Annotated in this window: 11 protein-coding genes; 9 read left to right on the top strand and 2 right to left on the bottom strand. The window is 63.9% G+C overall.

Annotated features, from left to right (window positions below; genetic code table 11):
* The first annotated feature begins 2 nt into the window (after positions 1 to 2).
* The 3 genes from surE (at position 3) to CK222_RS22160 (ending at position 3,586) form a co-directional block, all read left to right on the top strand.
* Positions 3 to 761 carry a 5'/3'-nucleotidase SurE gene (gene surE, locus CK222_RS22175; protein ID WP_095801860.1) on the top strand — a complete coding sequence of 253 codons (759 nt, stop codon included), beginning with the start codon at positions 3 to 5 and terminating at the stop codon, positions 759 to 761.
* Positions 758 to 1,411: a protein-L-isoaspartate(D-aspartate) O-methyltransferase gene (locus CK222_RS22170; RefSeq protein WP_095801859.1), complete on the top strand. Its 654-nt coding sequence runs from the start codon at positions 758 to 760 to the stop codon at positions 1,409 to 1,411. The genes surE and CK222_RS22170 overlap by 4 nt, the downstream gene beginning before the upstream one ends.
* A 648-nt stretch (positions 1,412 to 2,059) precedes the next feature.
* Entirely contained in the window at positions 2,060 to 3,586 is a 1,527-nt protein-coding gene (locus CK222_RS22160) for a peptidoglycan DD-metalloendopeptidase family protein (protein ID WP_095801857.1), read from the top strand.
* Positions 3,587 to 3,687: 101 nt separating this feature from the next.
* On the opposite strand, the gene CK222_RS22155 is transcribed toward CK222_RS22160, so the two are convergent.
* A complete protein-coding gene (locus tag CK222_RS22155; RefSeq protein ID WP_095778420.1) occupies positions 3,688 to 4,560 on the bottom strand; it encodes an ATP-binding protein in 873 nt (290 codons plus the stop codon).
* A 267-nt stretch (positions 4,561 to 4,827) separates the two neighbouring features.
* On the opposite strand from CK222_RS22155, the gene yajC reads away from it, so the two are divergent.
* From yajC to CK222_RS22125, 6 genes are all read left to right on the top strand, one after another.
* On the top strand, positions 4,828 to 5,166 hold the full coding sequence (gene yajC, locus CK222_RS22150; protein ID WP_067000009.1) for a preprotein translocase subunit YajC: 339 nt from the start codon (positions 4,828 to 4,830) through the stop codon (positions 5,164 to 5,166).
* Positions 5,167 to 5,221: 55 nt separating this feature from the next.
* Entirely contained in the window at positions 5,222 to 7,777 is a 2,556-nt protein-coding gene (secDF, locus tag CK222_RS22145; protein ID WP_095801856.1) for a protein translocase subunit SecDF, read from the top strand.
* 126 nt (positions 7,778 to 7,903) lie between these two features.
* The gene (locus CK222_RS22140) at positions 7,904 to 8,293 is read left to right on the top strand and encodes an Mth938-like domain-containing protein (protein WP_067329577.1); all 390 of its coding nucleotides are present in this window, start codon (positions 7,904 to 7,906) and stop codon (positions 8,291 to 8,293) included.
* Entirely contained in the window at positions 8,293 to 9,141 is an 849-nt protein-coding gene (locus CK222_RS22135; RefSeq protein ID WP_176477711.1) for a phytoene/squalene synthase family protein, read from the top strand. The genes CK222_RS22140 and CK222_RS22135 overlap by 1 nt, the downstream gene beginning before the upstream one ends.
* 79 nt (positions 9,142 to 9,220) lie before the next feature.
* The gene (locus CK222_RS22130; protein WP_067329583.1) at positions 9,221 to 9,646 is read left to right on the top strand and encodes a hypothetical protein; all 426 of its coding nucleotides are present in this window, start codon (positions 9,221 to 9,223) and stop codon (positions 9,644 to 9,646) included.
* On the top strand, positions 9,646 to 10,596 hold the full coding sequence (locus CK222_RS22125) for a sterol desaturase family protein (protein WP_176477710.1): 951 nt from the start codon (positions 9,646 to 9,648) through the stop codon (positions 10,594 to 10,596). Before CK222_RS22130 ends, CK222_RS22125 begins: the two co-directional genes overlap by 1 nt.
* Here CK222_RS22125 and trmFO read toward each other — a convergent pair whose 3' ends face one another.
* Positions 10,597 to 12,006, bottom strand: a complete 1,410-nt coding sequence (gene trmFO / locus CK222_RS22120) for a methylenetetrahydrofolate--tRNA-(uracil(54)-C(5))-methyltransferase (FADH(2)-oxidizing) TrmFO (protein WP_095801855.1) — start codon at positions 12,004 to 12,006, stop codon at positions 10,597 to 10,599.
* Positions 12,007 to 12,249: the final 243 nt, after the last annotated feature.

Raw genomic sequence — 12,249 nt, 5'->3', positions numbered from 1 at the left:
TCATGCGCATCCTGCTGACCAATGATGACGGGATCCACGCCGAAGGCCTTGCGTGGCTCGAACGCATCGCCCGAACGCTCTCGGATGATGTCTGGGTGGTGGCGCCCGAGCAGGACCAGTCCGGCTACGCGCATTCGCTTTCGATTTCGGAACCGCTCAGGCTGAGGAAGGTCGGCGAGAAGCATTTCGCCGTGCGCGGCACGCCGACCGACTGCGTCATCATGGGCACGAAAAAGATCCTCCCCGGGCCGCCTGACCTCATCCTTTCGGGGGTCAACTCCGGCGCCAACATCGCCGACGACGTTACTTATTCGGGCACGGTGGCCGGCGCCATGGAGGGGGCGCTGCTCGGTATCCGTTCGATCGCGGTCAGCCAGGCCTATTCCTATCTCGGCGAGGACCGCGTCGTCCCTTACGAGACGACCGAAGCGCTGGCACCGGCGCTGCTCGAAAAGCTGATCGCAACGCCGCTGCCGGAAGGTGTGCTGCTCAACGTCAATTTCCCGAACTGCGCACCCGACGAAATCGAGGGCACGGTCGTGACCGCGCAGGGAAAGCTCGTGCACAGTCTTTGGGTCGACGAGCGCCGCGACGGCCGCGGTCTGCCTTATTACTGGCTGCGCTTCGGCCGAGAGCCGGTCGAAGGCAAAAAGGGCACCGATCTTTACGCGTTGCGTAACCGGCTGGTGTCGGTGACGCCGCTGCAGCTCGACCTGACCGCCCATGAACTCCGCGACCAGCTGACCAAGGCGCTGTCATGACCATGGCTATCGACGACCGTGAAGGTTTCGCCGCTTTCCTGCTGCGGCTGCGCGGCAGGGGCGCGGCGCCGAAGGCACTGGTCGCCGCCTTCGAGGCGACGCCGCGGCGCGGCTTCCTATCCGCGCAGTTCCATTCGATGGCCTGGTCGGAAGGGATGCTGCCGATCGAATGCGGCGAGGCGATCGAGGGCGCGGACCTTCAGGCGGCGGTGATTGCGGCTTTGGCCATCGAGCCGGGCAACCGCGTGCTCGAGATCGGCACCGGGTCGGGTTATACGGCAGCCGTGATGTCCAGGCTCGCCGCGCGCGTCGTCAGCGTCGACCGCTACAAAACCTTGGCCGAGCAGGCAAAGCAGCGTTTCGAGGCGCTCGGCATCAGCAATGTCATCGTACGCCAGACCGACGGCTCCAACGGCCTGCCCAACGAAGGGCCGTTCGACCGCATCATCGCCTGGGCGGCCTTCGATAGCCTGCCGCGCTTCCTGCTCGATCAATTGTCGAGCGGTGGCGTCGTCATCGCGCCGATCGGCCCGGAGGAGGGCGAGCAGGTGCTGGCCAAGCTCACCAAGGTCGGCAGCCGTTTCGAGCGCGAGGACATCGGCCTGGTCAGGCTGCAGCCGGTCCTGCGCAGCGTCGCCGCGGTGATCTAGCGCGCCAGCCCTGCGATCGACGGCTAACCACGCCGAACGCGCCTGCAGACCATCACTCCAGTCAGCCGCCGCAGCGGTAGTTCAGGTGCAAACCAACGAGATCGACATCCTGATCGATGCGCTCGGTGCTGAAGGGGCCCCCGCGCGCCAACGACCGTGATGGTGGTGGTCTTGTCGGGCATGAACAGGTGATCGTATTCGATCGCGAGTGACCAATTCGGGGCAAAGCCATATTCAAGACCGGCACCCAAGGCACCGCCCCAGCGGGTCTGATCGTCTGTCTCGCCGGCGGTCGTGTCGGGTGAAAAGAGAACATCGAAACGGTCGTGAGTCACGGCCGCGCCTCCCTTGACGTAGAAGAGGGCGTTGTCGACGCTGTACCCGACTTGGGCGGTCAGCAAGCCAAACCAAGCGAAGGCGTGGTCGTGTGAGGGTGGTGCCGCTGCTCGCCCGGTCTCATTTCGTGCGATTCGCCGGTTCCCGAGACGTCCGTCTCGTCTCGGCCGGCACGATCTGTCCGGACTTGGTCGCGCCTGTCGAAAAATGTTTTAAGAAAATTTTCGGCGGATTCTAATGGGTTAACCGGCCAGTAACATTAACGCGCTTTAATCATGACCAGTTTGTACCGGGTCTGTGCGGGTTAGTGCGATGCAATCCAATGGTTTGAAGGCAAACGGACGCAATCTGGCGCGCGGCTGCGCCGTCCTGATGATCGCCGGTGCCGCGGCAGGCTGCAGCTCCCAGGCGATGCGCTTCAATGGTGTCGACGACGTGTTCACATCGTCCACCAACAATCAGCGCGCCATCATCAACAAGCAGAATGTCGACCAGCCCTATCCGGGCGATACGGTCGCGCCGGCGCCTGTCGACGGCAGTCACACCCAGTCCGTGAGCCGCTCCAGTCTCGAGCCGGTGACCTCCCAGCAATTGCCGCCGCCCTCGGCGCCGGCCGCCGCCAAGCCGATGCGCACCGCCTCGGCCCCGGCACTCGCGCCGGCCCCCGCCGCGCCTCATCTGGACAGGACGGCCACCAACACAGTCGCCCCGGCCGCGAAGCCGTTCAAGACCGCCGAGCCCGACGCGGTGCGCAACGCAAGCGCGGCGCCGCACGCGACCGAGATCGTGGTGAGGGAAGGCGAGACGATTTCCGGTCTGGCCCGCCAATATCATGTGCCGGCCGATGCGATCATCAAGGTCAACGGGCTCGATGCCAACAAGGGCATCAGAACCGGCCAGAAGATCGTCATTCCGGCCTATGCCTATTCGAGCAAGGGCGGGCCGAAGGTTGCCGACAGCACCAAGCCCGCCAACACACCGAAGCAGCCCGCCGGCGCGCCGGAGAAGGTTGCCGTGCTGCCGCAGCAGCCAAAACTCAAGGACGGCAAATCCGCCGCGCAGGTCGATGCATCGGCGGCGGCCAGCGGTTCGAAGAGCGCCACGCCCGCCCAGATGGCCGAGGCAAAGCCGGCCGGCGCCGGCGATACCTACACCGTTCAGCAGGGCGATTCCCTGTCTTCGATCGCCCGCAAGACCGGCGTCGGCGTCACGGCGCTCAAGCAGGCCAACGGCATGAAGGACGGCCTCTTGAAGATCGGCCAGACGCTCAAGGTTCCGGCCGGCGGCACCGTTGCCGTCGCTGCGGCGAAGCCTGTCGCGACCAAGCCGACCGTCGATCCGGTGACGACGGCAACCACGCAGCCGCCGGCAAAGACCACACCGTCGGAGACGCTCGCCTCCTACACGCCGCCGAAGAAGGACGCCAAGGTCATCCAGCAGGCCGAGGACGACGATGCAGTGGCGCCGGATGCGACCGGCATCGGCAAGATGCGCTGGCCGGTGCGCGGCCGCGTCATCTCCGGCTTCGGCTCCGGCAAGGACGGCGTCGACATCGCGGTGCCGGAAGGAACGCCGATCAAGGCGGCCGAAAACGGCGTCGTCATCTATGCCGGCGACGGCCTCAAGGAGTTCGGCAACACAGTGCTGGTGCGCCACGAGAACGGCCTGGTCACCGTCTACGGCCATGCCAGCTCGATCGAGGTGCAGCGCGGCCAGAAGGTCAAGCGCGGCCAGGAGATCGCGCTGTCCGGCATGAGCGGCACCACGGACTCGCCGAAGCTGCACTTCGAGGTGCGCAAGAACTCTGCTCCGGTCGATCCGAGCGGCTATCTCGAATAGAACAAGAACAAATTGCGGGCCGCCTGACCTCCAGTCCGGCCCGCCGGCTTCAGCCCGCTCCGCCAGGAGCGGGCTTTTTCAGTGCAGCCGGTGATGGGCTATCAGTCCTTGAGCGGCTTGCCGAGCCGTCCGGCAAGATCCTGGGTGAACTGCCAGGCGACGCGGCCGGAGCGGCTGCCGCGCGTCGTTGCCCATTCCAAGGCTTCCGCGCGCAACGTCTCGGGATCAATCGCGAGGGCATGGTAACGGACATAGCCGTCGATCATGTCGAGATATTCGTCCTGCGAGCATTTGTGGAAGCCGAGCCACAGGCCGAAGCGGTCGGAGAGCGAGACTTTTTCCTCCACCGCTTCCGACGGGTTGATCGCGGTCGAGCGCTCATTGTCGATCATATCGCGCGGCAGCAGGTGCCGCCGGTTCGACGTGGCGTAGAAGATGACATTGGCCGGGCGGCCCTCGACGCCGCCTTCGAGCGCTGCCTTGAGCGACTTGTAGGAAGTGTCGTCATGGTCGAAGGAAAGGTCGTCGCAAAACAGGATGAAGCGGTAGGGCGCCGCCTTCAACAAGCTCATCAGCTTGGGCAGGGTGTCGATGTCCTCGCGATGGATCTCGATCAGCTTCAGCGGCCGGTCGAGCTTGTCCGAGGCGTTGACCTTGGCGTGCACGGCCTTGACCAGCGACGACTTGCCCATGCCGCGCGCGCCCCAGAGCAACACATTGTTGGCGGCGAAGCCGGACGCAAAGCGCTCGGTGTTGTCGAGCAGGATGTCGCGGACCCGGTCGACTCCGCGGATCAGGCCGATGTCGACGCGATTGACCTTATGGACCGGCTCCAGGTAGCCGGGATCGGCCTGCCAGACGAAGCAATCGGCCACGCCGAGGTCGGTCTCGGGAACCGGTGGCGGCCCGAGACGGGAGACCGCGTCGATCAGGCGGTCGAGCTTTTTGTTCAGGGCATCCAGGCTATCGGTCATTTCCGGTCTTTTTAACTTGGCAATCACGGAACGTGAAACGGATCCGCGGCTGCGCACCAAGAACCAACTGCAAGCTTCTGTTGTAGCACGATCTTTTCGGCCGGCTCCAACCGGCTTCCGGCTGCGACGCTCTAGCACGCGCCAAACGGCTGGAAAAGCAACGGATTCGGCGGGTCGCGCAGTTGCATTGGCAACTTTACCGACTATATTCCGGCCAAAATTTCGCGGGGCCGTCCCGGCGGTATTTCACCATCCAGGAGTTTCTTGATGTTCGTCACACCGGCATACGCCCAAGGCGTCGGCACCTCGCCCGATATGTTCATCAGCATTTTGCCGTTTGTCCTGATTTTCGTGATCATGTATTTTCTGATCATCAGGCCGCAGCGCACGCAGTTGAAGAAGCGCCAGGAAATGCTGGCCGCAGTGCGCCGCGGCGATACGGTGGTGACCGGCGGCGGTTTCGTCGGCAAGGTGACCAAGGTGATCGACGACAATGAACTGGAGATCGACCTTGGCGGCGGGACCAAGGTGACGGCGCTGCGCTCGACGATCTCCGACGTGCGCGTCAAGGGCGAGCCGGTGGCGAACCAGAACGCCAAGAAGTAATCACCACCTCGATGGCGGAACGCTGCCGCTTGTACGCCTGAACGGATAAGAACTAATGCTTTATTTCTCGCGCCTGAAGATGATCCTGATCTGGCTGGCCGTGGCCGTGACAGTGGTCCTCGCCGCGCCCAACCTGTTTCCGGCAAGCATGCTGGCGCAACTGCCGAGCTGGGTGCCGAAGCGGCAGATGACGCTCGGCCTCGACCTTCAGGGCGGCTCGCACATCCTGCTTGAAATGAATCAGAACGATCTGATCAAGGATAGGATGGAGACGACGCGCGACGAGATCAGGACGCTGCTGCGCGAGGCCAATCCCAAGATCAACTACACCGGCCTTTCCGGTTCCGGCCGCACCGTGCAGGTTCGCATCACGGACCAGGCTCAACTCGACCAGGCCAAGAAGGTCCTGAAACCGCTGACCGATCCGGTGGCGGCGGGACTGTTCAGCGGCGGCTCCATCCAGGAAATGTCGCTGGATGACTCCGAGCCCGGCCTGCTCAAATTCACGGTCACCGACGCCGGCCTGAAATACCGCACCTCGACGGCTCTGTCGCAGTCGATCGAAGTGGTCGAGCGGCGCGTCAACGAGCTCGGCACGACCGAGCCGATCGTGCAGCGGCAGGGCGACGACCGCATCCTTGTCCAGGTGCCGGGCCTGCAGGATCCGCAGCGGCTGAAGGAGATCCTCGGGCAGACCGCCAAGCTGACCTTCCAGATGGTCGACCAGTCGATGCCTGTGCAGGATGCGCTGAAGGGCCGTCCGCCCGCAGGCTCTTCCGTCCTCTACTCGCAAGACGATCCGCCGGTCCCGTATCTCATCGAAAACCGCGTCATCGTTTCCGGCGAAAATCTGGTCGACGCGCAGGCGACCTACAATTCGCAGACCAACGAGCCGGTGGTTTCGTTCCGTTTCGATTCCAAGGGCGCGACACGGTTCGGCCAGGCGACGGCGCAGAATGTCGGCAAGCTGTTCGCCATCGTCCTCGACAACCAGGTGATTTCGGCGCCGCAGATCCGTGAGCCGATCCTGGGCGGTACCGGGCAGATTTCCGGGAATTTCACCCCGCAGAGCGCCAATGACCTTGCCGTGCTGCTGCGCGCCGGCGCGTTGCCGGCAACGCTGACGGTCATCGAAGAGCGAACGGTCGGTCCAGGCCTCGGCCAGGATTCCATCCATGCCGGCAAGGTGGCGGGCGTGATCGGTTCGATCCTCGTCGTCGCCTTCATGTTCGTCGCATACGGCTTCCTCGGCTTCCTCGCCAACATCGCGCTGGCCGTCCACGTGGCGATGATCGTTGCGCTGCTGTCGCTGCTGGGCGCCACGCTCACTTTGCCCGGCATCGCCGGCATCGTGCTCACCATCGGCATGGCGGTGGACTCCAACGTTCTGATCTATGAACGCATTCGAGAGGAGCGGCGACTTGGCCGCTCGGTGATCCAGTCGATCGACACCGGCTTCGCCAAGGCGCTGGCAACGATCGTCGACTCCAATGTCACGTCGCTGATTGCCACCGTGGTGCTGTTCTGGCTGGGCACAGGACCGGTCAAGGGTTTCGCCATCACCTATGCGATCGGCATTCTGACCACCGTTTTCACCGCCTTCACCTTCACCCGCATGCTGGTGTCGATCTGGCTGCGCCGCGCCCGTCCGAAGGAATTGCCGCGCGCGCCGGTCACCTTCATTCCGCCCGGCACCAGGATCCCGTTCATGGGTATCCGCCGCTGGACGTTCGCTTTGTCCAGCATCTTGTCGATCCTGTCAGTTGTCGGGTTCCTCACCATCGACATCAATTACGGCATCGACTTCAAGGGCGGCTCGATGATCGAGGTGCAGTCCAAGCAGGGCGACGCCGATCTCGGTGACATCCGCAACAGGCTCTCCGAGCTCAACATCGGCGAGATCCAGGTGCAGCAGTTCGGCGCGCCGAACGACGTTCTGATCCGCGTCGGCACGCAGGACGCCGGCGAGAATGCCGAGCAGACCGTCATCGACAAGGTGCGCGGCGAACTGCAGGACCAGTATGACTTCCGCCGCGTGGAGGTGGTCGGACCGACGGTCTCCGGCGAGCTCGCCAAGCAAGGCACGATCGCCATGCTCATCGCGCTGGTCGGCATCCTGCTCTATGTGTGGTTCCGCTTCGAGTGGCAGTTCGCCGTCGGCGCCATCATCGCCACGGTGCACGATGTGGTGATGACCATCGGCTTCTTCGTCATAACCGGACTGGAATTCAACCAGTCGTCGCTCGCGGCGATCCTGACCATCATCGGCTACTCACTCAACGACACCATCGTCGTCTATGACCGCGTCCGCGAAGACTTAAGAAAATACAAGAAGATGCCGTTGCCGCAACTGTTGAACAACGCCATCAACGAGACGCTGTCCAGAACCACGCTGACCTCGGTGACCACCATCCTTGCGCTGTTGGCACTGGTGCTGTTCGGCGGCGAGGTGATCCGCTCCTTCACGCTGGCGATGCTGTTCGGCGTGGTGTTCGGCACCTATTCGTCGATCTTCATCGCCGCGCCGCTGCTGATCCTCTTCAAGCTCAGGCCGCAGGCCGCAGCCGCCGAAGAGACCAAGCCGGCGAACGGCAAGGCCGTGGCGACCTGAAGCCGTCAGAGCCGGATGATCTCAGGTCGAGTCGAACTGAGATCTGAATCCGCTCTAAATCAAAGAGATAGAGCATAATGTCGTCCGAAAACCGCTCCACCCTTTTCGGCATCATGCTCTAGCCCCATGGCCAAAGGCATCGTCATCCGAGAGGCGCATTTCCCGGGCAGGGCGCCGGTCGAGGCCTATGGCAATGGCGGGTTCCGCTTTGCCGACATGTCGCATCGAGGCTCGCTGCTGTGCCTGCCGTCCGGTATCCATGGCTGGGAGCCGGCCGATCCGCTGGCGCTAAAAGCTTCGGACTTCGACAAGCTGTTCGCCCAGGCCGACAAGGTAGAAATCCTGCTGGTCGGCACCGGCAAGGATCTGCGGCCGCTGCCGGCTGCACTCCGCTCCGCGCTGAAAGAGGCGGGCATTTCGGCCGACCCGATGTCGACGGGCGCGGCCGTGCGCACCTACAACGTGCTGCTGGCCGAGGACCGTGCCGTGGCCGCAGCGCTCATTGCCGTCGATTGATGGCCGACATGTCCAACATCGTCATGGATGCGGTGCGTGCCGCAGACCATGATCGCTATCTGTCCGCGCTTTACGCGCCCGCCGAGAGGCGTGACGCGTTGCTTGCGCTCTATGCCTTCAATGCCGAGGTCGCCAGCGTTCGCGACCGCATCCAGGAGCCGCTGCCGGGCGAGGTCCGGCTGCAATGGTGGCGCGATGTCATCTTAGCCGAGGGCGAGGCGGAGACAGGTCATCCGACCGCCGACGCGCTGAGGGCGGCGATTGTCGCCAACCATCTGCCGAAGGCCGCTTTCGAGAACATGCTCGAAGCGCGTATCTTCGATCTCTACAACGATCCGATGCCGTCGCGGACCGACCTTGAGGGTTATTGCGGCGAGACGGCCTCGGCGATCATCCAGCTTGCGGCCATGGTGCTCGATCCGAATGCCGCGCCACGCTTTGCCGAACTGGCGGGCAGGGCGGGCTGCGCGCAGGCCATCACCGGCTTGCTGCTTTTGTTGCCGCTGCACCGTCGCCGTGGACAGTGCTTTATCCCCTCCGATATCCTGGCAGCCGCCGGCACCTCGCCGGAAGAGTTCGTCAAGGGCGACGGCGATGCTGCCGCGGAGCGCGCGGTCGGGGCGATGATCGCGCTGGCGCGAGAGCATCTCGGCGCTTTCGAGAAGGGCGCGTCGGCGCTCCCCGCGTTGCTGCGCCCCGCCTTCCTGCCGCTGGCGCTCACACATGCCTATCTCGACAGGATGGAAAAGCCGGGTCGGTCTCCACTCGGGGGCACTTCGACCCTCTCAACCCTGCGCCGGCACTGGCTGCTCTTGCGTCATGCCATGCATGGCTGGACGCCCCTTTGACGTAAACGTCAACCATGCTAGGGGTTCTGCGCGTGGACTCGCATCAGAGAAATGCGAGCCAGCGGAGGACCGCCTTTCCATGAGCCTGCCAGTTTTGGTCGTCCTTGTCGTGTTCGGCATCGCGCTGTCGGTGGCGGCCGTGCATTTCACCGGCGGTACGGCGACCGCGACGCTTGCCGGGGCTGAACACGCGCTCGCACGTTTTGCCGAAGACTTTCCAGACGAAAAGCCTGGGGCGGTCAGGCTGACATCGGACAGGCAAGCCGCCATCCTGGAACTCGACCCGCAGCGCTGCGGCATCGTCCAGAGCATCGGCGACTGTTTCCTAACCCGCATCGTCACGCCGCGGGATGTGCTCGCCCTGGTGCGGGAAGGTAATGTCTTGTCGCTGAAAATGGATGATTTCACCTGGAAAGGCGGGCGGTTTGCCCTCGCCGACGAGGCAGACGCGCTGACCGTGGCGGCGGTGCTGCTGAGGCACGATCAGATCCGAGAGGCGGCGTGATGGACGATTACAATTTCCCGCAGGTCACCCAGCTTGCCATCCCGTTCTTCGTCACGGCGATCCTGATCGAGCTCTGGCTGGTACGCACCGGCCGCGCCAAGGGATCGTTCGAGACGCGCGACACGCTGGCCAGCCTGATGATGGGGACGGGCAATGTCGTCGCCGGCCTGCTGCTCGGTGTCGTATCCTACTGGGCGCTGCTGTGGCTCTGGCAGTTCCGTTTCTTCAATCTCGGCCTGTCGATCTGGGTGTTTGTCGCCGCCTTCCTGCTCGATGATTTGCGTTACTATGTCTACCACCGCATCGCGCATCGGGTGCGCTGGGTTTGGGCCGAGCACGTCAACCATCATTCCAGCCAGCATTACAATCTCTCGACGGCGCTCCGGCAAAGCTGGACCGGTCTCTTCACCTTCATGTTCGTGCTGCAGGCGCCGCTGGTGCTGCTCGGCTTCCATCCGGCCGTCATTGCGTTCGTCTTCGGCTTCAACCTCGTCTGGCAGTTCTGGATCCACACCGAAACGATCGGCAAGATGTGGGGCTGGTTCGAATTCGTCTTCAACACGCCCTCGCACCACCGCGTCCACCACGCCACCAATCCGCGCTATCTGGACGCCAACTATGCCGGCACGCTGATCATCTGGGACCGCATGTTCGGCACTTTCGTTGCGGAACTGGACGAGGACCGGCCGCGCTACGGCATTGTCAAGAACATCGGCACCTTCAACCCGCTGAAGGTCGCCTTCCATGAATGGATCGGCATGTTCAAGGATGCGATGATGCCGGGACTGACGCTCGGCCAGCGTCTCAGCTATCTGATCCGGCCGCCAGGCTGGAGCCATGACGGCTCGCGCGATACGTCGGAGACGTTGAAGGCGGCCTATGTGCGGAGGAATCCGTCCGAAGCAGGAAAGCCGGGATTGCCGGCGGCGAGTGCCGAGCCGGCGGAGTAGCTATTCCGCTGCCTGCGCCTGCGAAGGCAGGCCCAGCCACACGCGACAATCGGCCAATGCGCGCGCCGTGATCGCGCGGCGCTTGGCAACGGTCTTGTCCTTGCCGCGCAGGCGCTTGCCTTCGGACTTTGGAGCCTCGACCCGCGGGAACAGGCCGAAATTGACGTTCATCGGCTGGAAGGAGCGCTTGCCCGGCTCGTCGTCGGAGACGATGTGGCCGCCGGTAATATGGTTGAGCAGCGCGCCGAAGGCCGTGGTCGACGGCGGCAGTGAGGCCGCCCGGCCGAGCCGTTCGGCCGCGGCGAAGCGGCCGGCGAGCAGGCCGATCGCGGCGCTTTCGACATAGCCTTCGCACCCGGTGATCTGGCCGGCAAAACGCAGGCCGGGGCGCGACTTCAGCTGCAGCGACGGATCGAGCAGCGTCGGCGAGTTGATATAAGTGTTGCGGTGCAGGCCGCCGAGGCGGGCGAATTCGGCATTCTCCAGTCCGGGAATGGTGCGGAAGATGCGGATCTGCTCGGCATGCTTCAGCTTGGTCTGGAAACCGACCATGTTGTAGAGCGTGCCCAGCGCATTGTCCTGGCGAAGCTGCACCACTGCATAGGCTTTGACCGACGGATTGTGGACGTTGGTCAGCCCCATCGGCTTCATCGGCCCGTAGCGCAGCGTCTCGACGCCGCGCTCGGCCATCACCTCGATCGGCAGGCAGCCGTCGAAATAGGGCGTGCCTTCCCACTGCTTGAACTCGGTCTTTTGGCCCTCCAGCAACGCCGCCACGAAGGCGAGATATTGCTCCTTGTCCATCGGGCAGTTGATGTAGTCCTTACCGGTGCCGCCGGGGCCAACTTTGTCGTAGCGCGACTGGTACCAGCAGGTGTTCATGTCGATGGTGTCGAAATGGACGATCGGCGCGATGGCGTCGAAAAAGGCGAGCGCATCGGCGCCGGTTGCTTCGGCAATCGACTGCGCAAGCGAAGGCGCGGTCAGCGGACCGGTGGCGATGATCGCTTGGTCCCAATCCGCCGGCGGAAGTCCAGGCACTTCCTCGCGCTGGATGGCAATCAGCGGATGCGCTTCGATTTTTGCGGTTACTGCCTCGGAAAAACCGTCGCGGTCGACGGCTAAAGCGCCGCCGGCCGGGACCTGGTGCGCGTCGCCGGCGCTCATGATCAGCGAGCCGGCGAGCCGCATTTCGGCATGGAGCAAGCCAACCGCATTGGTCTCGGCGTCGTCCGAGCGGAACGAGTTGGAGCAGACGAGCTCGGCGAGCCCGTCGGTCTTGTGCGCGTCGGTGCCGCGCACCGGGCGCATCTCGTGCAGCACGACCGGCACGCCGGCTTCTGCGATCTGCCATGCGGCTTCGGAGCCGGCGAGGCCGCCGCCGATGACGTGAACGGGATCTTTGCTCATGAGCGCCGAGATAGTCGCTTGGCGCGGCGAATGCAATTGCCGGCTTCGAGGGGCCGACTACCTCCAAAACAACAACACCCGCCGGGGGAGGAGGTCCGGCGGGTGTCGTTTTGGGGGTCGATCCTCGGGAGGAGGTGAAGATCGACCATATTCGTCATTGCCGGGGAGGAGGTCGGCTTTGACGAAATTCCTTCCGCCAATTGAAGGGGCGGATCCTTTCGGAGAACAACGCCCGCCGGGGGA

It is taken from the genome of Mesorhizobium sp. WSM3866 (assembly GCF_002294795.1).
Taxonomy (GTDB): domain Bacteria; phylum Pseudomonadota; class Alphaproteobacteria; order Rhizobiales; family Rhizobiaceae; genus Mesorhizobium.
The sequence above is the reverse complement of the archived record's forward strand: the minus strand, read 5'-3'. Positions and strand labels throughout refer to the sequence as shown.